At 55.3% G+C, this 21928-nt stretch carries 20 protein-coding genes; 14 read left to right on the plus strand and 6 right to left on the minus strand.

Translation table 11 applies throughout. The annotated features are described in order from the left end of the window. The first annotated feature begins 356 nt into the window (after nt 1-356). Complete coding sequence (gene setB / locus AC4OVU_RS14825; RefSeq protein ID WP_015572310.1) at nt 357-1538, plus strand: sugar efflux transporter SetB; 1182 nt, start codon at nt 357-359, stop codon at nt 1536-1538. Here the strand turns inward: setB and AC4OVU_RS14830 are convergent. Further along, on the minus strand, nt 1535-1789 hold the full coding sequence (locus AC4OVU_RS14830) for a YkgJ family cysteine cluster protein (protein WP_003859353.1): 255 nt from the start codon (nt 1787-1789) through the stop codon (nt 1535-1537). The genes setB and AC4OVU_RS14830 overlap by 4 nt on opposite strands. A gap of 164 nt (nt 1790-1953) precedes the next feature. Between AC4OVU_RS14830 and yeiP the strand changes: the two genes are divergently transcribed. Next, a complete protein-coding gene (yeiP, locus tag AC4OVU_RS14835; RefSeq protein ID WP_003859355.1) occupies nt 1954-2526 on the plus strand; it encodes an elongation factor P-like protein YeiP in 573 nt (190 codons plus the stop codon). A 116-nt stretch (nt 2527-2642) separates the two neighbouring features. Here the strand turns inward: yeiP and uxuA are convergent, their stop codons facing one another. Beyond that, nucleotides 2643-3833 carry a mannonate dehydratase gene (gene uxuA / locus AC4OVU_RS14840; RefSeq protein ID WP_017383391.1) on the minus strand — a complete coding sequence of 397 codons (1191 nt, stop codon included), beginning with the start codon at nt 3831-3833 and terminating at the stop codon, nt 2643-2645. Between the two features lie 205 nt (nt 3834-4038). Between uxuA and AC4OVU_RS14845 the strand changes: the two genes are divergently transcribed. The 9 genes from AC4OVU_RS14845 (at nt 4039) to yejF (ending at nt 15629) form a co-directional block, all read left to right on the plus strand. Continuing rightward, complete coding sequence (locus tag AC4OVU_RS14845; RefSeq protein WP_491928733.1) at nt 4039-5505, plus strand: mannitol dehydrogenase family protein; 1467 nt, start codon at nt 4039-4041, stop codon at nt 5503-5505. A 123-nt stretch (nt 5506-5628) separates the two neighbouring features. Next, nucleotides 5629-6615: a CobW family GTP-binding protein gene (locus AC4OVU_RS14850; RefSeq protein ID WP_110292791.1), complete on the plus strand. Its 987-nt coding sequence runs from the start codon at nt 5629-5631 to the stop codon at nt 6613-6615. Between the two features lie 33 nt (nt 6616-6648). Then, nucleotides 6649-7362 (plus strand): phosphatase PAP2 family protein, encoded by a 714-nt coding sequence (locus AC4OVU_RS14855; protein ID WP_017693036.1) that lies wholly within the window; start codon nt 6649-6651, stop codon nt 7360-7362. Between the two features lie 415 nt (nt 7363-7777). Beyond that, nucleotides 7778-8347 (plus strand): bifunctional murein DD-endopeptidase/murein LD-carboxypeptidase, encoded by a 570-nt coding sequence (mepS, locus tag AC4OVU_RS14860; protein ID WP_003859364.1) that lies wholly within the window; start codon nt 7778-7780, stop codon nt 8345-8347. A gap of 127 nt (nt 8348-8474) precedes the next feature. Then, a complete protein-coding gene (locus AC4OVU_RS14865) occupies nt 8475-10028 on the plus strand; it encodes a cyclic di-GMP phosphodiesterase (protein ID WP_045327800.1) in 1554 nt (517 codons plus the stop codon). 75 nt (nt 10029-10103) lie between these two features. Beyond that, complete coding sequence (locus AC4OVU_RS14870; protein ID WP_017383396.1) at nt 10104-11909, plus strand: extracellular solute-binding protein; 1806 nt, start codon at nt 10104-10106, stop codon at nt 11907-11909. Between the two features lie 9 nt (nt 11910-11918). Next, nucleotides 11919-13013: a microcin C ABC transporter permease YejB gene (locus AC4OVU_RS14875; protein WP_003859369.1), complete on the plus strand. Its 1095-nt coding sequence runs from the start codon at nt 11919-11921 to the stop codon at nt 13011-13013. Continuing rightward, nucleotides 13013-14038 carry a microcin C ABC transporter permease gene (locus AC4OVU_RS14880; protein ID WP_015572302.1) on the plus strand — a complete coding sequence of 342 codons (1026 nt, stop codon included), beginning with the start codon at nt 13013-13015 and terminating at the stop codon, nt 14036-14038. The genes AC4OVU_RS14875 and AC4OVU_RS14880 overlap by 1 nt, the downstream gene beginning before the upstream one ends. A gap of 1 nt (nt 14039) precedes the next feature. Then, nucleotides 14040-15629: a microcin C ABC transporter ATP-binding protein YejF gene (gene yejF, locus AC4OVU_RS14885; protein WP_017383398.1), complete on the plus strand. Its 1590-nt coding sequence runs from the start codon at nt 14040-14042 to the stop codon at nt 15627-15629. Nucleotides 15630-15632: 3 nt separating this feature from the next. On the opposite strand, the gene AC4OVU_RS14890 is transcribed toward yejF, so the two are convergent. The 3 genes from AC4OVU_RS14890 to rsuA form a co-directional block, all read right to left on the minus strand. Beyond that, entirely contained in the window at nt 15633-15977 is a 345-nt protein-coding gene (locus AC4OVU_RS14890; protein ID WP_003859372.1) for a YejG family protein, read from the minus strand. Nucleotides 15978-16253: 276 nt separating this feature from the next. Continuing rightward, nucleotides 16254-17453 carry a Bcr/CflA family multidrug efflux MFS transporter gene (locus AC4OVU_RS14895; protein WP_017383400.1) on the minus strand — a complete coding sequence of 400 codons (1200 nt, stop codon included), beginning with the start codon at nt 17451-17453 and terminating at the stop codon, nt 16254-16256. Between the two features lie 15 nt (nt 17454-17468). After that, the gene (rsuA, locus tag AC4OVU_RS14900; protein ID WP_017383401.1) at nt 17469-18176 is read right to left on the minus strand and encodes a 16S rRNA pseudouridine(516) synthase RsuA; all 708 of its coding nucleotides are present in this window, start codon (nt 18174-18176) and stop codon (nt 17469-17471) included. A 151-nt stretch (nt 18177-18327) separates the two neighbouring features. On the opposite strand from rsuA, the gene radD reads away from it, so the two are divergent. Then, entirely contained in the window at nt 18328-20088 is a 1761-nt protein-coding gene (gene radD / locus AC4OVU_RS14905; RefSeq protein ID WP_110292790.1) for a DNA repair helicase RadD, read from the plus strand. Between the two features lie 125 nt (nt 20089-20213). Then, nucleotides 20214-20498, plus strand: coding sequence for a 50S ribosomal protein L25 (rplY, locus tag AC4OVU_RS14910; protein ID WP_015572298.1), 285 nt, complete (start codon nt 20214-20216; stop codon nt 20496-20498). A gap of 51 nt (nt 20499-20549) precedes the next feature. On the opposite strand, the gene yejK is transcribed toward rplY, so the two are convergent. Next, on the minus strand, nt 20550-21557 hold the full coding sequence (gene yejK / locus AC4OVU_RS14915; protein ID WP_017693031.1) for a nucleoid-associated protein YejK: 1008 nt from the start codon (nt 21555-21557) through the stop codon (nt 20550-20552). A gap of 134 nt (nt 21558-21691) precedes the next feature. Between yejK and AC4OVU_RS14920 the strand changes: the two genes are divergently transcribed. After that, nucleotides 21692-21919: a YejL family protein gene (locus AC4OVU_RS14920; RefSeq protein ID WP_001135586.1), complete on the plus strand. Its 228-nt coding sequence runs from the start codon at nt 21692-21694 to the stop codon at nt 21917-21919. Nucleotides 21920-21928: the final 9 nt, after the last annotated feature.

A 21928-nucleotide genomic window follows, 5' to 3' on the forward strand; every position in this document is an offset into this window, starting at 1 on the left:
TTCTCCTCTCCTGCTGAAATTGAATCGTTTCAGCTTAACTGAGAAACCAGGCGCTAACCTGCTTCGTCAGGACAGGCAAGATAGCGCTGAAACGTTTCAAGAAGTCTTGTCTTTTCTACAAAAGGTTGCAAGAAAAGTTACATTTCTTGTTGCAGAATTTAGAAGTGCAGCACATTTCTTCTTCAGTCGGGAGGTTTTTGCTGATGTTCAGCAAACAGGTTCAGCACGCTTCAGCGAAACGGCGATAAACTGAAATGCTATTTTGATTTATTGTGGCAATCTTGATTTTGCCCTCTGTTTATTTAATGACAGGCGGCGTAAACTCCGCCTCTCTCTGTTACTCGCAAAGACTGAACATGCATAACACCCCCGCTGCCGCCTCACCAAAGCCTTTTGATTTGACGTCAACGGCGTTTTTGATCGTTGCTTTTCTCACCGGTATTGCCGGTGCGTTACAAACGCCTACGCTGAGCCTGTTTCTGACCAACGAAGTTCACGCCCGCCCGGCGATGGTTGGCTTCTTCTTCACCGGGAGCGCCATCATCGGCATTTTCGTCAGCCAGTTTCTAGCCGGGCGTTCAGACCGCAAAGGCGATCGCAAAAGCCTGATCGTTTTTTGCTGCCTGCTCGGGGTGTTTGCCTGCCTGCTGTTTGCCTGGAACCGTAACTACTTCATTCTGCTGTTCGTGGGCGTCTTCCTGAGCAGTTTCGGCTCGACCGCCAACCCGCAGATGTTCGCCCTTGCCCGCGAGCATGCCGACCGCACCGGGCGAGAAGCGGTGATGTTCAGCTCGATACTGCGCGCGCAGGTGTCGCTGGCCTGGGTGATTGGCCCCCCGCTCGCCTACGCGCTGGCGATGGGTTTTGGCTTTACGGTGATGTACCTCAGCGCAGCCGTGGCCTTCGTGGTATGCGGCGCAATGGTCTGGTTCTTTCTGCCCTCCATGCGCAAAGAGCCGAAAGTGGCGACCGGTACGCTGGAAGCTCCGCGACGTAACCGGCGCGACGCGCTGCTGTTATTCATTATCTGTACGCTAATGTGGGGAACCAACAGCCTCTATATCATTAATATGCCGCTGTTTATTATTGATGAGTTGCATCTGCCGGAGAAGCTGGCCGGGATCATGATGGGAACCGCCGCGGGGCTTGAGATCCCCACCATGCTGATTGCGGGCTATTACGCGAAGCGCTTCGGCAAGCGCTTTTTGATGCGCGTCGCCGCCGTAGCCGGGCTGCTGTTTTATGTCGGTATGCTGACGGTTCATACGCCAGCCCTGCTTCTTGCTTTACAGCTGCTGAACGCCATTTACATCGGTATTCTGGCCGGTATCGGCATGCTCTACTTCCAGGATCTGATGCCGGGTCAGGCAGGCTCTGCCACCACCCTTTATACTAATACCACCCGCGTGGGCTGGATTATTGCAGGCTCACTGGCGGGCGTTGTGGCTGAAATCTGGAACTATCATACGGTGTTCTGGATTGCGCTGGTGATGTGCGTCCTGACGCTGAGCTGCCTGACGCGAATCAAAGACGTTTAAGGCGCGGTGAGCGCTTCCAGCTCAAGCAGATAAGTGATGGCCTGCTGGCGCGTACTGCCGCACATTTCGGCGGTTGGCTGGAGCCCGGAGCACACCTTCGGGCGCAGGGGCGAGCCAAAGATCATGCACAGGTTAGTGTCAGAGAGCTGAACGCAGCGGGTATTGGCAGGCTTGCCCTCCGGCATGCCTGGAATGGGGCTTGAGATGGACGGTGCGGTACAGCACGCGCCACAGTCGGAACGACAATCCATACATGCTCTCTGTTGGTGGCAGATGCCCGCGCAGTCGGGCATTGCGCGCACAGTAACACCTTTTATGTATTGATAGCAAAACCCACGAATTCCGCTTGCCTGAAAGGCCGCGCGCGAGTAATTTGGCGCGATATTTTTTACCTCCCGTAAACAGGATTACTGCAATGCCAAGAGCGAACGAAATTAAGAAAGGTATGGTACTGAATTACAACGGCAAACTGCTGATTGTGAAAGATATCGACATTCAGGCACCCAGCGCCCGTGGCGCAGCAACGCTGTACAAAATGCGTTTCTCCGATGTCCGCACCGGCCTGAAAGTGGAAGAACGTTTTAAAGGCGACGATATCGTTGATACCGTGACCCTCACCCGTCGCTACGTTGATTTCTCCTACATCGACGGCAACGAATACGTGTTCATGGATAAAGAAGATTACACCCCGTATATCTTCACCAAAGATCAGATCGAAGAAGAGCTGCTGTTTATTCCAGAGGGTGGGATGCCGGACATGCAGGTGCTGACCTGGGATGGCGTGCTGCTGGCGCTGGAGCTGCCGCAGACCGTTGATCTGGAAATTGTTGAAACGGCGCCGGGCATCAAAGGCGCGTCTGCAAGTGCGCGTAACAAACCGGCTACCCTGACTACCGGTCTGGTCGTACAGGTGCCAGAGTACCTGTCAGCGGGCGAGAAAATCCGTATCCATATCGAAGAAAAACGCTATATGGGTCGTGCTGACTGATCCTGCTTTTCGCCCGGTGGCGCTACGCTTACCGGGCCTACAAAAAACCGGCTCTGATGCCGGTTTTTGTGTTTTTGTAGGCCGGGTAAGGCGCAGCCGCCACCCGGCAACAAACTTTACAGCAGTTCAGGATACTTCGTCATTTTCAACGCCAGCTCGATACCGCGCACTTCCGCCATCCCTTTCAGACGGCCAATCGCCGAATACCCTGGATTCGTTTTCTTGCGCAGATCGTCCAGCATCTGGTGCCCGTGATCCGGACGGAACGGGATAGGACGCACATCCCCCGCCTGCTTACGACGTACCTCTTCAGAGAGAATGGCATCCACCACCGCAACCATGTTCACGTCGCCGCCAAGATGGGCTGCTTCGTGGAAGGTTTTCGGGTTCTCTTCACGGCAGGTTGCACGCAGGTGGGTGAAATGAATGCGATCGCCGAAGGTTTCGATCATCCGCACCAGATCGTTATCCGCCCGCACGCCATACGAGCCCGTACACATGGTAAAGCCGTTGTAGATGCTGTCCACCGTCTCTTTCAGCCACTGCATATCTTCAATGGTCGACACGATACGCGGCAGGCCAAGAATAGGACGCGGTGGATCGTCCGGATGAACCGCCAGCCGCACGCCGACTTCTTCTGCCACCGGCACGATAGCGCGCAGGAAGTGCGCCATGTTTTCACGCAGCTGGTTTTTATCGATATCGCCATATTCCGCCAGGCGCGCGCGGAACTGATCGAGGGTATAACCCTCTTCCGCACCGGGCAGGCCCGCGATGATATTGCGAACCAGCTTCTCAATGTCCGCTTCACCGGCGGCATTGAACCACGCCAGCGCCTGCTGCTGCTCTTCGGCGGTGTAGTCTGCTTCCGCCCCCGGACGCTTCAGAATGTGCAGTTCGAAAGCCGCAAAAGCGATTTGATCGAAACGCAGCGCCTTCGAACCATCGGCCATTTCATATTCCAGGTCGGTACGCGTCCAGTCCAGGATCGGCATAAAGTTGTAGCAGACGGTATCAATACCACAGGCTGCCAGGTTACGAATGCTCTGCTGATAATTCGCAATCCAGGTATCACACTCACCGGAGTGGGTTTTGATATCTTCGTGAACCGGAATACTTTCCACAACAGACCAGGTTAACCCCTTCTCTGCCAGCTGAGCCTGACGCTTTTGGATTTCCTCTACCGGCCACACCTGACCGTTCGGAATATGATGCAGCGCCGTGACTACACCCGTTGCGCCAGCCTGACGCACATCATCAAGAGAAACCGGATCGTTCGGCCCGTACCAACGCCAGGTTTGTTCCATTGCCCCACCCTCTCAAGTTGTTATACCAATATGTGTTACTTCAATGACGACTACCATACATGTTTAATCGAAGTGGTCAATACAGCACGCGGCATTGATTGATCAAACTCACATAACAGGGATATTTACGGCTTACCAATTTAATTTGTTGTCATATAACTTTACACTGGCATTGTTAATTAATGGTTAATCAGGTGTGTATTACATGAAGACTATTGCCTCCACCGCGCTTCCTGCTCATGTCCAGCAGCCCCGCTACGATCGCGAGCAGTTACGCTCCCGCATCGTCCATTTCGGTTTTGGCGCGTTCCACCGGGCGCATCAGGCGTTGTTAACAAACCGGGTACTGAATGCCAAAGGAGGCGACTGGGGAATTCGTGAGATTAGCCTCTTTAGCGGCGATGTCCTTATGGGCCAGCTCCGGGCGCAGGATCATCTGTTTACCGTGCTGGAGAAAGGTGCCGAAGGCAATCAGCCCATTATTATCGGTGCGGTAAAAGAGTGCCTGAACGCCAAACTCGACTCGCTGGCAGCCATTATTGAGAAATTCTGCGAACCGCAGGTGGCAATTGTCTCCCTCACCATTACCGAAAAAGGCTACTGTATCGATCCGGCGACGGGAAAACTGGATATGCGGAACAGCCGCATCCTGCACGATCTTGAGCACCCGTCTGAGCCGCATTCCGCACCGGGTATTCTGGTTGAAGCCCTTCATCGCCGCCGCGAGCGGAGCCTGCCGGCGTTTACCGTGCTCTCCTGCGACAATATTCCCGACAACGGCCATGTGGTGAAAAATGCCGTTCTCGGCATGGCCGGAAAGCGTTCCGCAGAGCTGGCCGCATGGATCGAGGCGCACGTGAGCTTCCCTGGTACCATGGTCGACCGAATCGTGCCCGCCGCCACCGACGTCTCACTCGCGGAAATCGCCCAGGAACTTGGCGTTGAAGATCCCTGCGCCATCAGCTGTGAACCGTTCATTCAGTGGGTAGTGGAAGATAACTTTGTCGCCGGGCGTCCGGAGTGGGAGGTGGCAGGCGTACAGATGGTTGAGGATGTCCTGCCCTGGGAGCAGATGAAGCTGCGGATGCTGAACGGCAGTCACTCCTTCCTCGCGTATCTGGGCTACCTTGCCGGCTACGCGCACATAAATGAATGTATGCAGGACGACAGTTTCCGCGAGGCGGCCCGCAGGCTGATGCTGAATGAGCAGGCCCCTACGCTGCGCATCACCAACGTTGATCTGACAGCCTATGCTGACAGCCTGCTTGACCGCTTCGCCAACCCGGCCCTACAGCATCGTACATGGCAAATCGCCATGGACGGCAGCCAGAAGCTGCCTCAGCGCATGCTGGATGGGATCCGCGTGCATCTTGAGCGTAACACCGCCTGGCCATTACTGGCGCTGGGGGTGGCGGGCTGGATGCGCTACGTCAGCGGTACGGACGAACAGGGCAACGCCATTGACGTACGCGATCCGCTGAGCGACAAGTTTCAGGCCATTGTCGCTACCAGCAGCGACGCAGAACGCGTTAGCGCCCTGCTGACGCTAAATGAAATCTTTGGCGACGACCTGCCGCAAAACTCTGTCTTTGTCGAGGCAATCACCAGCGCGTACCAGCGCCTCGTCCGGCTCGGCGCGCGCCAGGCCGTTATCGAAACGTTAAAAATTTAGCGATTATTGCGTTTAAGGCGAACGGTTTTGTGCTCCGTTCGCCCTCCCTCTTCTCAATGCCCGATTTTTTCGTCAGGATGATAGATAGTTGTTACTACATCACAATTATTTATCGGAGCGCACGTGACCAAAACCAACCTGATCACCGGTTTTCTCGGCAGCGGTAAAACTACGTCCATTCTGCATTTGCTGGCCAATAAAGACCCGGCGGAAAAGTGGGCCGTGCTGGTCAACGAATTTGGCGAAGTGGGGATCGACGGCGCGTTGCTCGCCGACAGCGGCGCGATGGTGAAAGAGATCCCGGGCGGGTGTATGTGCTGCGTGAATGGTCTGCCGATGCAGGTCGGGCTGAATACGCTGCTGCGTCAGGGCAAGCCGGACCGTCTGCTGATTGAGCCCACCGGGCTGGGTCATCCTAAGCAAATCCTTGATTTACTGACGGCCCCGGTATACGAGCCGTGGCTTGAGCTGCGTGCGACGCTTTGCCTGCTCGACCCCCGCCAGCTGCTGGATGAAAAAGCGATCAATAATGACAATTTCCGCGACCAGCTCGCCTCGGCAGATATTATCGTGGCGAATAAATCCGATCGCGCGACGGCTGAGAGTCAGGCCGCGTTCCAGTCCTGGTGGCAGCAGGCTGGCGGTGGACGTCACTATGTGCAGACGACCCAGGGCAACATTGATGGCGCCCTGCTCGACCTTCCCCGCCTCAACCAGACGCAACTGCCTGCCAGCGCTGAGCATTCGCATAGCCACGGCGCGAAGCAAGGCCTGGCTGCACTGAGCCTGCCGGAGCATCAGCGCTGGCGTCGCAACCTGAATAGCGGCCAGGGGCACCAGGCCTGCGGGTGGATCTTCGATGCCGATACGGTTTTCGACACCATTGGTATACTGGAATGGGCGAGACTCGCGCCGGTTGAGCGGGTAAAAGGGATCATGCGCACTCCGGATGGTCTGGTGCGCATTAACCGTCAGGGCGAGGATTTCTTTATTGAAACCCAGAACGTCGCGCCACCCGACAGCCGGATAGAGTTAATTAGTGCGGTTAATACCGACTGGAATGCCCTCCAGTCAAGCCTGTTGAAGCTTCGTTTAAGTTTGGGCGGCTAACGTTGCCCCTGATTTCACACATTGCTGAAGACTATGACGACTCGACTTCCTGCTATTTTATTGCTCAACGCTGCCGGCCTGGCGATCTTTTTCTCCTGGTATATCCCGGCGGATCACGGTTTCTGGTTCCCGCTGGATTCCGGGCTGTTCCACTTCTTTAACCAGGCGCTGGCGAAGAGTGAAGCCTTCCTGTGGCTGGTGGCGATCACCAACAACCGCGCGTTTGACGGCTGTTCGCTGCTGGCAATGGGCTGTCTGATGCTCTCCTTCTGGCTGAAGGAAGACAAAACGGGTCGTCGCCGTATTCTGATTATCGGCCTGGTGATGCTGCTGACGGCCGTGATTATCAACCAGCTGGCGCAGCATCTGATGCCGGTTAAACGCGCCAGTCCTTCGCTCTTTTTCCCGAATATTAACCGCGTCAGCGAGCTGCTTCATATTCCAACCAAAGATGCCTCGAAGGACAGTTTCCCGGGCGACCACGGTATGATGCTGCTGATTTTTGCAGGCTTCATGCTGCGCTATTTTGGTAAAAAAGCCTTCACCATCGCCCTGGTTATTGTGGTGGTATTTGCATTCCCGCGGGTGATGATTGGCGCTCACTGGCTGACAGATATCGCCGTAGGCTCCCTCACGGCGGTGTTAATTGGTTTACCGTGGGTGCTGATGACCCCACTGAGCGATCGCATAATAGGCATTTTTGATCGCTATCTTCCTGGCAAATTTAAACAAGCTGGAAACAAATAAATAACGAAAATTAACACCATTCATCAGGGATCGTTTTCGATCCCTGCGTCACTTCTTTTCGGCGTCATTCAACGCTGTCATCACCCCGTCATACAATTCGTGATAAAAATGAAGTAATTGCAGGGATTACCGATATGAATGGCGGCATTTTGAGCAATTCCGCGCTGTAACTTTGTGTATCACATTTTCTTATAAAAAAACGGACTTTTTTGCTCGCAATACCCCGTGCAATCGGTTAACCTCGAACTCGTTTTGCCCCACTGAGATAATTATTATCATGGTGAATAATTTTGTGCGTTGAGCCACAGTTTTCACCATAAAGAATTGTCTCATTGTGAACAGATTATTAGTCTCGTCACGGTTGGCATTTTTATAACGATATTTTCGTTAAGGACTTCAAGGGAAAACAAACAAAATGGTCAAATCTCAACCAATCTTGAGATATATCTTGCGGGGGATCCCGGCGATTGCAGTGGCGGTTCTGCTTTCGGCATGTAGTACGACGAACACCGCGAAGAATATGCATCCTGAGACGCGTGTTGTGGGAATGGAAGATTCCTCTTCACTGCAAGCCTCTCAGGATGAATTTGAAAATATGGTACGTAATCTCGACGTTAAGTCGCGTATTATGGATCAGTATGCTGACTGGAAAGGCGTGCGTTACCGTCTGGGCGGCAGCACCAAGAAAGGCATCGATTGTTCCGCGTTCGTACAGCGTACGTTCCGTGAGCAGTTTGGGTTAGACCTTCCGCGTTCTACTTATGAACAGCAGGAAATGGGCAAATCCATTTCGCGCACTAAACTGCGCACGGGCGATTTAGTCCTGTTCAGAGCGGGTTCAACCGGTCGACACGTTGGCATCTATATCGGTAACGATCAGTTTGTCCATGCTTCCACCAGCAGTGGTGTGACGATTTCCAGCATGAACGAACCTTACTGGAAGAAGCGCTACAACGAAGCTCGCCGCGTTCTGAGCCGTAGTTAATATTGCTGTCGTATCGTTGGTTATCCCTTGGCTGGCGATACGATAAAAAAAGCACTGCTCCGGCAGTGTTTTTTTTTGCCCGTTACACTGATAACTATCCAGCGGCATTTCAGGAATCACGACATCTATGTTTACCCGCTACTTCTCCAGCAACCGCAAGATTCTGTTTCTCAGTTTCCTTACGGGGTTATTCACTGCCCTGCTCCTGGGAGCATTACAGTTTTACTGGAGTTACCACAAGCGAGACGTCAGATTCGATACCCTTATTACCGATTTAAGCGTCTACATGGAGAGCTATTTCGATGAGCTCAAAATGTCGATTGATACACTCCAGCCACTCACGCTAAACAGCTGCGAGGAAGTGAGTGCCGCCCTGACCTCCCGGGCGGCCTTTAGCATCAACGTGCGCGCCTTTTTGCTGGTCAGGGATAAAAACGCCTACTGCTCTTCCGCCACCGGCCCGATGAATGTCCCTCTGGAAGCGCTTATTCCTGAACTGCACATCAATAAACAGGTTGATATGGCGCTCCTGCCGGGCACCCCCATGATGCCGGACAAGCCCGCGATTGCCATCTGGTATCGCAACCCACTGGTGAAGGACGGCGGTGTATTTACCTCCGTTAATCTTAACCTGACTCCTTATCTCCTCTACACCTCAAGACAGGATGAGTTTGCCGGTATTTCCATCATTATTGGCGATTATGCGTTATCAACCCATTCCGGAACGCTGGTCTCTGCGCGTGATTTGCCTGATATCCCGGTCCGTACCGCCACGCTGAAAAATGTGCCTCTGACCATCCATGTTTATGCGGAAGCCTGGACGACCGATGAAGTGCTGTACGCCCTGTTTTTCGGCCTGGTCTGCGGTATCGCGGCGGGCCTGTTGAATTTCTATATTCTTACTATCCGTCTTAATCCGGGGAAAGAGATCCTAACGGCCATCAAACGCGACCAGTTTTACGTGGTCTATCAACCCGTCGTGGATGCGCAGTCGCTCAAAATGACCGGGCTGGAAGTCCTGATGCGCTGGAAGCATCCGGTGATGGGAGAAATTCCACCGGATGCCTTTATTAATTTCGCTGAAGCGCAGAAGCTGATTGTCCCACTGACGCTGCATCTTTTTGACCTGATTATCCGCGATGCCCCTGTCCTGCAAACGGTGCTCCCGCCTGGGGCCAAGTTTGGGATCAACATCGCGCCCGGGCATCTGCATGCGGAAAGCTTTAAAGAGGATATGCGCGCATTTGCCGCCGCCCTTCCACCCGATCACTTCCAGATTGTGCTGGAAATAACCGAGCGCGATATGATCAACCACCGCGAGGCTAATCAGCTGTTCGAATGGCTGCACGAAGAAGGTTTTGAAATTGCCATCGATGATTTTGGCACCGGCCACAGCGCGCTGATCTATCTGGAACGCTTTACGATGGATTACCTGAAAATTGACCGTGGCTTCGTGAATGCCATCGGGACTGAAACCGTCACCTCGCCAGTGCTTGACGCGGTGCTGACGCTGGCAGAACGCCTGAATATGTTAACCGTTGCCGAGGGTGTTGAAACGCCGGAGCAGGCGGCGTGGCTGCGCGAGCATGGCGTGAACTATCTTCAGGGCTACTGGATCGGCCGCCCGATGCCGCTGGAGCAGTTCAGGACGTGGCAACCCGACATCACGCTCGGGGAATAATTTCACAATCACGGCGCTGTCCCTTATTATTCTGTTCAACCGAGCCTGCCTGTGAACAAAGGGATCCGCCGCACTATGATTATGCGCGTTGTGTTGACGCTATTGGCGCTGGTGAGCCTGTCGAGCCAGGCGCAGACCATCAAAGAGAGCACGGCCTTTGCCGTCATTGGCGAGCCGAAGTACGCGGTTAACTTTAACCACTACGATTACGTTAACCCCGCCGCCCCGAAAGGCGGAAACGTGACGCTTTCCGCCACGGGAACGTTTGACAACTTTAACCGCTTTGCCCTTCGCGGCGTGGCGGCAGCGCGTACCGAATCCCTCTATGACACGCTGTTCGTCACCTCCGACGACGAGCCCGGCAGCTATTATCCCCTGGTTGCTGAGAACGTGCGTTACGCCGATGATTTCAGCTGGGCAGAAATCGCGATTAATCCGCGGGCGCGTTTTCACGACGGTACGCCGGTTAGCGCCCGTGACGTGGCATTCACCTTTCATAAATTTATGACCGAAGGCGTGCCGCAGTTTCGTCTGGTGTACAAGGGCACCACGGTGAAAGCCATCGCCCCGCTGACCGTGCGAATCGAACTCCCTGAGCCGAACAAAGAGAATATGCTGAGCCTGTTCTCCCTGCCCGTCATGCCCGAATCCTTCTGGAAAAATCATAAGCTGAGCGATCCCCTCTCTACCCCGCCGCTGGCCGGAGGGCCGTATCGCATTACCGACTGGCGAATGGGCCAGTACGTGATCTATTCCCGGGTGAAAGATTACTGGGCAGCCACGCTGCCGGTAAACCGGGGCCGCTGGAACTTCGATACAATCCGCTACGACTACTACCTGGATGATAACGTGGCCTTCGAGGCATTTAAGGCGGGCGCGTTTGATTTACGTGTCGAGAACAGCGCCAAAAATTGGGCGACCCGCTATATCGGAAAAAATTTCGCGAAAGGCTATATCGTTAAAGACGAACACAAAAACGAATCCGCGCAGGACACGCGCTGGCTGGCGTTTAATATTCAGCGCCCGGTTTTTTCCGATCGTCGGGTGCGTGAAGCCATTACCCTGGCGTTTGATTTCGAATGGATGAACAAAGCGCTGTTTTACGGAGCCTACAGCCGGGCGAACAGCTATTTCCAGAATACTGAATATGCCGCCCGTGATTATCCCCACGCGGACGAGCTGGTTTTGCTGGCGCCAATGAAAGCGGAGCTCCCGCCGGAGGTGTTCACCCGCGTATTTGAACCGCCCAAATCCGACGGAAACGGGTTCGACCGGGACAACCTGCTGAAAGCCAGCAACCTGCTGGATGATGCTGGCTGGGTGCTGAAAAATCGGCAACGGGTTAATGTGCAAACCGGTAAACCGCTCAGCTTCGAACTGCTGATTGCCTCCGGCGCAAACGATCAGTGGGTGCTGCCATTTAAGAAGAACCTTGCCCGGCTTGGCGTCACCATGAATATCCGCCAGGTCGATATGGCCCAGTTAACCAACCGCAAGCGCAGTCGCGATTACGACATGATGCAGACCCTGTGGGCCGCGCAGCCGTGGCCGAGTTCAGATCTGCAAATCTCCTGGGCATCGGGTTATATCGACTCCTCCTACAACGCCCCGGGCGTAAAGAGCCCGGTGATAGATGCGCTGATTGCAAAAATTGTCGCCGCTCAGGGCGATAAGAACAAGCTTCTGCCGCTTGGCCGCGCGCTCGATCGGGTCTTAACCTGGAACTATTACATGCTGCCGATGTGGTATATGGGCGAAGATCGCGTGGCCCGCTGGGATAAATTCTCCCTGCCTGCCGTTCGCCCGGTCTACACCCTCGGCTTTGACACCTGGTGGTATGACGTGAATAAAGCCGCAAAACTGCCCGCAGAGCGGCGTTAAGGAGTGACGATGGGCGCTTATCTTATCCGCCGGCTGCTGTTAGTGATCCCGACGCTGTGGGCCATCATTACCATTAACTTTTTTATCGTCCAGATCGCCCCCGGCGGTCCGGTGGACCAGGCAATTGCGGCAATAGAATTTGGTCACGCTGGCGGCATGCCGGGCGGCGGCGGTGAAGGAATGGGGGCCAGCCATGCCCGGACGGGCGTGGGCAACATCAGCGAAAGCCACTACCGGGGCGGTCGCGGACTGGATCCGGAGGTGATCGCCGAGATCACCCATCGCTATGGTTTTGACAAGCCGCTGCACGAGCGTTATTTCAGGATGCTCTGGGATTATGTCCGTTTCGATTTTGGCGACAGCCTGTTTCGCAGCGCCTCGGTGTTAACCCTGATCAAACAAAGCCTGCCGGTTTCCATCACGCTCGGACTGTGGGGGACGCTGATTATTTATCTGGTCTCCATTCCGCTGGGGATCCGAAAAGCGGTCTACAACGGTAGCCGTTTTGATATCTGGAGCAGCACATTCATTATCATCGGCTACGCTATCCCGGCGTTTCTGTTTGCCGTGCTGCTGATTGTCTTTTTCGCCGGCGGCAGTTATTTCGACCTCTTCCCGCTGCGCGGGCTGGTCTCTGCGGATTTCAGCACCCTGCCGTGGTATCAGAAAATCACCGATTACTTCTGGCACATCACGCTTCCGGTGCTGGCGACGGTCATCGGCGGTTTTGCGGCGCTTACGATGCTGACCAAAAACGCCTTTCTTGATGAGATCCGCAAACAGTACGTCGTCACCGCGCGCGCCAAGGGTGTCGGTGAAAAGCAGATCATGTGGAAGCACGTTTTTCGTAACGCCATGCTGCTGGTGATTGCCGGTTTCCCCGCCACGTTCATCAGTATGTTTTTTACCGGCTCGCTGCTGATAGAGGTGATGTTCTCGCTCAACGGATTAGGGCTGCTGGGCTATGAGGCCACCGTCTCCCGTGATTATCCGGTGATGTTTGGCACGCTCTACATTTTCACCCTGATCGGCCTGCTGCTGAACATCATCAGCGATATCAGCTATACGCTGGTCGATCCCCGTATCGATTTTGAGGGCCGCTGATGTCGCGTTTAAGCCCCGTCAATCAGGCCCGCTGGGCGCGTTTTCGCCACAACCGTCGCGGCTACTGGTCGCTGTGGATCTTCGCCGTCCTGTTCGCCTTAAGTATGTGTTCGGAACTGATTGCCAACGATAAACCCCTGCTGGTGCATTTCAAAGACCGCTGGTATGTGCCGGTGCTGACTACCTACAGCGAAAGCGATTTTGGCGGCCCGTTTGCGACGCCAGCCGAGTACCAGGATCCCTGGTTACGTGAACAGATAGCGCAGCATGGCTGGGCTATCTGGGCGCCGATTCGTTTTGGCGCGAACAGTATTAACTTCGCCACGTCCACCCCCTTCCCTTCGCCGCCTTCCGCGCAAAACTGGCTGGGAACGGACGCCAACGGCGGCGATGTGCTGGCGCGCATTCTCTATGGCACCCGCATCTCGCTCCTGTTTGGGCTGCTGCTGACGCTCTTTAGCAGCGTAATGGGCGTTGTGGCGGGCGCCGTGCAGGGCTATTACGGGGGTAAAATAGATTTATGGGGACAGCGCGTGATTGAAGTCTGGTCCGGTATGCCGACGCTGTTTCTGATTATCCTGCTGTCCAGCGTGGTACAGCCTGGCTTCTGGTGGCTGCTCGGGATCACCGTCCTGTTCGGCTGGATGGCGCTGGTCGGCGTGGTACGCGCGGAGTTTCTGCGTACGCGGAATTACGACTATATTCGCGCCGCGCAGGCGTTAGGCGTGAGCGATGGCGCAATCATCTTCCGCCACATGCTTCCCAATGCGGTGGTGGCGACCCTTACCTTCCTGCCGTTTATTTTGTGCAGCTCCATCACCACCCTGACGTCGCTTGATTTTCTTGGTTTCGGTTTGCCGCTGGGCTCACCGTCCCTTGGCGAACTGCTGTTGCAGGGCAAAAACAATCTCCAGGCCCCCTGGCTGGGCATCGCCGCATTCCTCTCCGTGGCGGTGCTGCTTTCCCTGCTGATTTTTATTGGCGAAGCCGTGCGCGATGCCTTCGATCCCAACAAGGCGGTATGACATGACCCGGCCTCTTCTGAGCATAGAGAATCTGTCGATTGCGTTTTCAAAACAGGGCGAATCACGCACGGTGGTGACGGATTTATCGTTGCAGATCCAGCGCGGAGAGACGCTGGCGCTGGTCGGGGAATCCGGCTCCGGTAAGAGCGTTTCGGCGCTGTCGGTGCTGCGCCTGCTCCCTTCCCCGCCGGTCAGCTATCCGCAGGGGGATATTCTGTTCCATGGACAATCGCTGCTGAACGCTGACGAGCAAACCCTGCGCGGCATTCGTGGCAACAACATCGCCATGATTTTTCAGGAGCCGATGGTGTCGCTCAACCCACTGCATACCCTGGAAAAACAGCTCTATGAAGTGCTGTCACTTCATCGGGGAATGCGTAAAGAGGCAGCGCGGGGTGAAATTCTGGACTGCCTTGAACGCACCGGTATCCGTAATGCGGCGAAACGGCTGAACGATTTCCCGCACCAGCTTTCCGGCGGCGAGCGCCAGCGCGTGATGATTGCAATGGCCCTGCTCACGCGCCCCGAACTGCTGATTGCCGATGAACCTACTACCGCGCTGGACGTCACGGTACAGGCACAAATTCTGCAACTGCTGCGCGAACTGCGCGACGAGCTGAACATGAGCCTGCTGTTTATTACGCACAACCTGAGCATCGTGAAAAAGCTCGCTGACACGGTGGCCGTGATGCAAAACGGCCGCTGCGTGGAACAGAACCGGGCATCCGCCCTGCTGAGCGCGCCTCAGCACCCGTATACACAGCGCCTGCTCGATAGCGAACCCGCTGGCGACCCGGTTCCGCTTAACGCTGACAGCGCGCCGTTGCTGAGGGTTGAGGGGCTGTCGGTGTCATTCCCGATCCGCAAAGGCATTTTGCGTCGCGTGGTCGATCACAATCATGTTCTGAAAGACATGAGCTTCGCTCTGCGTCCAGGCGAATCGCTTGGGCTTGTGGGCGAGTCCGGTTCAGGCAAAAGCACCACCGGCCTGGCGCTGCTGCGCCTGATCGCCTCTCAGGGAAGCATTGTTTTTGACGGCATGCCGCTGCAAAACCTGAATCGCCGGATGATGCTTCCCGTGCGTCCGCGGATGCAGGTGGTATTTCAGGATCCAAACTCTTCGCTTAACCCGCGCCTGAGCGTATTACAGATTATTGAAGAGGGCCTGCGCGTCCACCAGCCGACAATGACGGCGCAACAGCGTGAAATCGACGTGATGCGGGTGATGGCGGAAGTGGGTTTAGATCCCGAGACCCGGCACCGGTATCCGGCTGAGTTTTCCGGCGGACAGCGCCAGCGTATAGCGATTGCCCGCGCGCTGATCCTGAAACCGGAGCTGATCGTGCTGGACGAGCCAACCTCTTCCCTGGACCGCACCGTGCAGGCGCAAATTCTGGCGCTGCTGAAGGGGCTACAGGAAAAGCATCGGCTGGCCTATATCTTTATCAGCCACGATTTACAGGTGGTGCGTGCGCTTTGCCATCAGGTGGTGGTATTGCGGCAGGGAGAAGTCGTTGAGCAGGGAGAGTGCCAGCGCGTATTCACCGCGCCGACGCAGGATTACACACGCCAGCTATTGTCCGCTGACTAGCACTCAGAAAGGATATTGACCGGAGAACGGCTCGGCAATGGCCACGCCGAAGTTTTTCAGACGACAGGTGGCGGCAAACTCATCCTGGCTGTTAACAAACAGGCACGGCTCACCTTCGCATTCCAGCACGGAGCTGTCCACTTCGATGTCCGTCAGCGCCTGGCTGAGACGTTCCATGACCGGCCACGCATTTTCATCGCTCGGGCTGAGCAGTTTGAGGGCCACCAGACAATTATCCTCCCCGGCAACGCTTTGCGGAATCGGTTCAACTTTCGAACCTGCAAAACCCGTCGACCAGCGATAGCTCTGGGGCAAGCGATGGACAATGGAGAGTTGTAATGTATTCACGTTCAGATCCCCGGAAGCAAATTTACTTCACAATTTATTTACATTTATAGTAACACATCATCGCCAACCTGCACTGTTTAGCGGATTTTATAGGCGTTGCAGGCTCGCGTCGGCGCTATATGTACCCGTTTCTGCGATCTAACTCAACCTTTTTAAATACAATGATGTGACTTTTTACATAAATAGATTTTACATAAAAGAAACAAACACAGGGTAAACGAACGGAGGGTTGGTTGATATGGGTCAACAAAAAGGCCCGTCACGGGCCTTAAGTGGTCATTTATGCGCCGTCTTTCGCGGCCGGCTGGCGTAAAGATAGAAGAGTATGGAGCAGGTCGCGCAGAGGGCAATCGCCCACAGCATCGGCCAGGCGGTATTAAACGTCGCCGTCGAGAGCAGCGCCCCGACTATCGCGCCAATTCCGAAACGGAACGTTCCTGCCAGCGACGAGGCGGTGCCCGCCATATGCGGAAATTCGTCGAGGATCACCGCCATCGCGTTGGATGAAACCATCGACACGCAGCCGACAAACGCCGCCACGCCCACCACCAGCGCCCAGAAACCGACGCCCAGCAACGCGCTCAATACCAGCCAGATAGCCATCACGAACTGGATCCACAGCCCGGCGCGGAACATATTCAGCGCCCCAACCCGCCGGACAAAGCGGCTGTTGATAATGGTCATCACAAACAGGAACACAATATTCAGCGCGAAGTAGTAACCAAAATGCTGGGGTGACACATGGTTCAGTTCGATGTACACAAACGGCCCCGCGCTCAGGAACGAGAACATTCCGGCAAAGCTGAAGCCGCTGGCCAGCATATAGCTGAGCACACGCTTATGGCGAAACAGCGAGGCAAAGTTGCCAAGCGTGGTGCGAATGTGGAACTTCTGACGTCGCTCGACCGGCAGCGTTTCATCGATAAAGACGAAGATCATCACCGAGGCCAGCAGCGCGGCAATCGCCAGGATCCAGAAAATCGCATGCCAGCTGAACCACACCAGGACCGCCCCGCCCACCATGGGGGCGACCAGCGGCGCAATTGTCGTGACCAGCATGACGAACGACATCATGCGTGAGAACTCTTCCTTCGGGTAGACGTCGCGCATCAGCGCGTTAATCACCACGCTTGCCGCAGCCGCCGCCAGGCCATGGAAGAAGCGCATCACAATCAGCTGATCGATACTCTGCGCCAGCGCGCAGGCCACCGCCGCCGCGGCAAATATCAATGTCCCGCCCAGGATAACCGGTTTACGCCCCAGGCTGTCGGCCATTGGTCCATAAAAGAGCTGACCGAGGGCAAAACCAAGAATGTAGGTGCTGAGCGTCATCTGCGCGCTGCCTGCCGGTACGCCAAACTGAGCGGAAATCACCGGCAGCGCGGGCAGATACATATCGATAGACAGCGGCATCAGCATGGCCAGCAGGCCAAGGATAAATACAATTTTAAACGACGAGTGTGGCCTGGTGGTCACAGGGTTCTCCTGAATTTAGCGTGAAGGCAGCCCGACGCTGGCAATCTCTTCTTCCGTCAGCGGGCGATATTCCCCTGGGGCCAGGTCTGGATCGAGTTCAATCGCGCCGATACGTTCACGATGCAGCCCCACAACGTGGTTGCCCACGGCGGCAAACATCCGCTTAACCTGATGGTAGCGGCCTTCACTGATGGTCAGACGGACGTCCGTGGGGGTGAGGATTTCCAGCACCGCCGGTTTGGTCAGATCCTTCTCATTATGCAGCTGAACGCCTTTCGCGAATTGCTCTGCCGTGTCATCCGAGACCGGAGACTCAAGCATCACCCGATAGGTTTTCTCACAGTGATGGCGCGGGGAGGTGATGCGGTGCGACCACTGGCCGTCATCGGTCATCAGCACCAGGCCGGTAGTATCGATATCCAGTCGCCCTGCCGCATGCAGCTTGTGCGCCACAGGTTCGTCGAGGAAATAGAGCACCGTCGGGTGATCCGGATCGTCCGTTGAACAGACGTAACCTTCCGGTTTGTTGAGCATGAAGTAGCGCGGGCCATTCTGCTGGGTCAGCGGGTTGCCGTCATACTCCACCTGGTGCTCAGGCTGGAGTTTAAAAGCGCTGTCTTTCACAATGTCGCCGTCCACGGTTACGCGGCTGGCGCGAATTTCACGCCCGGCAATAGCGCGGCTTACGCCGAGTTGCTGAGCGATAAACTTATCAAGTCGCATGAAATCTTTTTAGCCTTAATGGTGCTGGAAGTCGGACTACGCGTCCGAAAAAGAAGCAGTCAGAAACAGTTCAGTATAATGGTCTGGTTGCGCCACTCAAGGGAAAAAGTTTCGTGGCATACTATATGCGAGTTAACTGAATAGAGAAGCCATGACGTTCACATTACGCCCCTATCAGCAGGAAGCCGTTGATGCCACCCTCGCCTGGTTTCGCAAGCATCGGGAGCCCGCCGCCATCGTTCTCCCGACCGGAGCCGGTAAAAGCCTGGTGATTGCCGAACTGGCGCGCCTGGCCCGCGGACGCGTGCTGGTGCTGGCGCACGTCAAAGAGCTGGTGGCGCAAAACCACGCCAAATATTGCGCGCTCGGCCTGGAGGCCGACATTTTTGCCGCCGGACTGAAGCGCAAAGAGAGCCACGGAAAAGTGGTGTTTGGCAGCGTACAATCCGTTGCGCGCAACCTGGAACTGTTTCGCAGCGAGTTTTCCCTGCTGATTGTCGATGAGTGTCACCGCATCAGCGATGACGACGACAGCCAGTATCAGCAAATCCTCACTCATTTGAAAAAGGTGAATCCTCACCTCCGTCTGCTTGGCCTCACCGCCACGCCGTTTCGTCTGGGCAAGGGCTGGATTTATCAGTTTCATTATCACGGCATGGTGCGTGGCGATGAAAAGGCCCTGTTCCGCGACTGTATCTATGAGCTTCCGCTGCGCTACATGATCAAGCATGGCTACCTGACGCCGCCGGAGCGGCTGGATATGCCCGTCGTGCAGTACGATTTCAGCCGCTTACAGGCGCAGAGCAACGGGCTGTTCAGCGAGGCAGATCTTAACCATGAGCTGAATAAACAGAAGCGGATCACGCCGCATATCATCAGCCAGATTGAAGAGTTCGCACAAACGCGCAAAGGGGTGATGATTTTTGCTGCCACTGTCGAACACGCGCGCGAAATTACGGGGCTGCTGCCCGCCGACGACGCGGCGTTAATTACCGGTGAAACCCCCGGCCCGGAGCGCGACAGCCTGATTGAGGACTTCAAAGCTCAGCGGTTCCGCTATCTGGTGAATGTCTCCGTACTAACCACCGGCTTTGACGCCCCGCACGTCGACCTGATTGCGATTCTTCGCCCGACGGAATCCGTCAGCCTGTATCAGCAGATTGTTGGCCGCGGGCTGCGTCTGGCGCCGGGCAAAACCGACTGTCTGATCCTTGATTACGCCGGTAACCCGCACGATCTCTATTCGCCGGAAGTCGGCACGCCAAAAGGCAAGAGCGACAACGTGCCCGTTCAGGTTTTTTGCCCTGCCTGCGGGTTTGCCAACACCTTCTGGGGGAAAACCACCGCCGACGGCACGCTGATCGAACATTTTGGCCGCCGCTGTCAGGGCTGGTTTGAAGACGATGAAGGCCATCGCGAACAGTGTGATTTCCGCTTCCGCTTCAAAAACTGCCCGCAGTGCAATGCCGAAAACGACATTGCCGCCCGCCGCTGTCGGGAGTGCGACACGGTCCTGGTCGACCCGGACGACATGCTGAAAGCGGCGCTGAAGCTGAAAGATGCGCTGGTGCTGCGCTGTTCCGGCATGGCCTTACAGCCCGGCGCGGATGAAAAAGGCGAGTGGCTAAAAATTACCTACTACGACGAGGATGGCGCAGACGTCAGCGAGCGGTTCCGGGTCCAGACGCCCGCCCAGCGCACCGCGTTCGAGCAGCTCTTTATCCGCCCGCATACCCGCACGCCTGGCGTGCCGCTGCGCTGGATAACCGTGGCCGATATCGTGCGCCAGCAGGCGTTACTGCGCCATCCTGATTTTGTTGTCGCCCGTAAAAAAGGGCAGTTCTGGCAGGTGCGTGAGAAGGTCTTTGACTATGAAGGACGCTTTCGCCGGGCAAACGAATTGCGCGGTTAACGGGACTTTTCGTTGATGCGCGAGCCATTTGAGTATAAAATGCCGCCCGCTTCACATCCGTGAGGCAGAACACTCACCTGCTGCTGGGTCGCCTGTAGTAAGGTTTTAAATACAGAGAGAAATCAATGTTCACTATCGAAGCAGAAGTACGTAACGTGCAGGGTAAGGGTGCGAGCCGCCGCCTGCGTACCGCAAACAAGTTCCCGGCTATCGTTTACGGTGGCGAAGCTGCTCCAGTTGCTATTGAACTGGATCACGACAAAGTATGGAACATGCAGAACAAAGCTGAATTCTACAGCGAAGTTCTGACCATCGTTGTTGACGGTAAAGAAGAAAAAGTGAAAGTTCAGGCTGTTCAGCGTCACGCGTTCAAGCCAAAACTGACTCACATCGACTTCGTTCGCGCGTAATCGCAAACCTGTCGAGAAAAACCCCGCGTTTGCGGGGTTTTTTTATGGCTGTTACTTACCGCCTGAAGTGCGACGCTGAAGCTGGTCGCGCAGATTCGGCGGTGTGCCTTTAATGGTCAGCGTGTCGGTGGCCGGGTCCCAGAAGATACGTTCCCCGAGCAGCATGGCATCAAAGTTAATGGTTAACCCACCGCCGCTACCGGCAAATTTCGTCAGCTGACGCAGCGTACTGCGATCCGCCGGGAAGCTCTCTTCCAGCTCATAGCCTTTTTCCGCAGTAAATTCCTGGAAGCTGACTTCGCTGACGCCTGCCAGCTCTTTGGACAGCGACTCCAGCTCAATCTCTTCTCCAGCCTGTAGCTGCTCGTTGCAGTAGCTGTAAACCTGCTGACGCACGGTCTGACGCTCAGATTTATCAAGCTGCGCCTCAGCCGTAAAGTCATCCACCGCCTGGAGGAGACCTTTGTTCTGCGCTTTGGCATTCAGCCCTTCGCTGGCGCCGAGGAAGTCCATAAAGAAATCCGCCACTTTGCGGCCCACGCGGCCTTTAAGGAAGGTCAGATAGCGCGTTGATTCCGGGTTGGTTTCCCATTCGGTTAAATCGATACGCGCCACAATATCCGCATGGTTGATATCCAGGTAGTGCGTTGAGCTGATATCCAGCTGCTCGTTCACGCGCATACTGCTTAAGTTATTCAGCACGGTGACCAGCAGATACTCTACCGCCAGATAGCGGTAGTGGCAGAACAGGACGATACCGCCATCGGCGAAGGGATATTTCGCCAGCTCGTCACGCAGACGGCCAGTAGCAGCGCGGCTGAATGCCAGGAAATCCTCTTCGCCCTGACGTTGCAGGCGCAGGCTATCCGCCAGTTCGCTCTCTTCGCTGAACAAGCCATAGGCTTTATTTTTCGCGCTGTAGACGCGATGCAACTCCGCCATCATCTCGACAACGGTAGGCGTTGGTTCCAGTAACGAATCGCGCAGCACCACTTCAAGGGTTTGCTCATCACGCTTGATAAGCTGGTGCAAGGCAATCTGGTTGATTTCCAGACTCATGATAAACTCTCCTTTTAGACCGGGCGGTATTCAACCACCACCAACGCATGTGTGCAACAGAAGATAAAAAAGGGGAAAAAAAGCTGTTGCTACGGTAATATGTCGCCCTTCTCTCAACAAACTGATTTTGATTTATGCCACAACATTCCCGCTACAGTGACGAACACGTTGAACAATTGCTCAGTGAGCTGGTCAACGTACTGGAAAAACATAAAACGCCAACCGATCTCTCCCTGATGGTTTTGGGAAATATGGTTACCAACCTGATCAATACCAGCGTTGCTCCGGCTCAGCGTCAGGCGATCGCCAAATCTTTCGCCCAGGCTTTGCAGTCCTCCGTTAGCGACGACCAGGCACACTAAGGGAAACGA

This window comes from Enterobacter sp. 6722112, assembly GCF_058661685.1.

Coding starts and splice junctions, on each gene's coding strand:
- yejF (WP_017383398.1), top strand. CDS start 14,040: ATGACCCGGCCTCTTCTGAGCATAGAGAATCTGTCGATTGCGTTTTCA.
- AC4OVU_RS14870 (WP_017383396.1), top strand. CDS start 10,104: ATGATTATGCGCGTTGTGTTGACGCTATTGGCGCTGGTGAGCCTGTCG.
- uxuA (WP_017383391.1), bottom strand. CDS start 3,833: ATGGAACAAACCTGGCGTTGGTACGGGCCGAACGATCCGGTTTCTCTT.
- AC4OVU_RS14865 (WP_045327800.1), top strand. CDS start 8,475: ATGTTTACCCGCTACTTCTCCAGCAACCGCAAGATTCTGTTTCTCAGT.
- setB (WP_015572310.1), top strand. CDS start 357: ATGCATAACACCCCCGCTGCCGCCTCACCAAAGCCTTTTGATTTGACG.
- AC4OVU_RS14920 (WP_001135586.1), top strand. CDS start 21,692: ATGCCACAACATTCCCGCTACAGTGACGAACACGTTGAACAATTGCTC.
- AC4OVU_RS14845 (WP_491928733.1), top strand. CDS start 4,039: ATGAAGACTATTGCCTCCACCGCGCTTCCTGCTCATGTCCAGCAGCCC.
- rsuA (WP_017383401.1), bottom strand. CDS start 18,176: ATGCGACTTGATAAGTTTATCGCTCAGCAACTCGGCGTAAGCCGCGCT.
- AC4OVU_RS14880 (WP_015572302.1), top strand. CDS start 13,013: ATGTCGCGTTTAAGCCCCGTCAATCAGGCCCGCTGGGCGCGTTTTCGC.
- AC4OVU_RS14875 (WP_003859369.1), top strand. CDS start 11,919: ATGGGCGCTTATCTTATCCGCCGGCTGCTGTTAGTGATCCCGACGCTG.
- mepS (WP_003859364.1), top strand. CDS start 7,778: ATGGTCAAATCTCAACCAATCTTGAGATATATCTTGCGGGGGATCCCG.
- yeiP (WP_003859355.1), top strand. CDS start 1,954: ATGCCAAGAGCGAACGAAATTAAGAAAGGTATGGTACTGAATTACAAC.
- radD (WP_110292790.1), top strand. CDS start 18,328: ATGACGTTCACATTACGCCCCTATCAGCAGGAAGCCGTTGATGCCACC.
- yejK (WP_017693031.1), bottom strand. CDS start 21,557: ATGAGTCTGGAAATCAACCAGATTGCCTTGCACCAGCTTATCAAGCGT.
- AC4OVU_RS14855 (WP_017693036.1), top strand. CDS start 6,649: ATGACGACTCGACTTCCTGCTATTTTATTGCTCAACGCTGCCGGCCTG.
- rplY (WP_015572298.1), top strand. CDS start 20,214: ATGTTCACTATCGAAGCAGAAGTACGTAACGTGCAGGGTAAGGGTGCG.
- AC4OVU_RS14830 (WP_003859353.1), bottom strand. CDS start 1,789: ATGGATTGTCGTTCCGACTGTGGCGCGTGCTGTACCGCACCGTCCATC.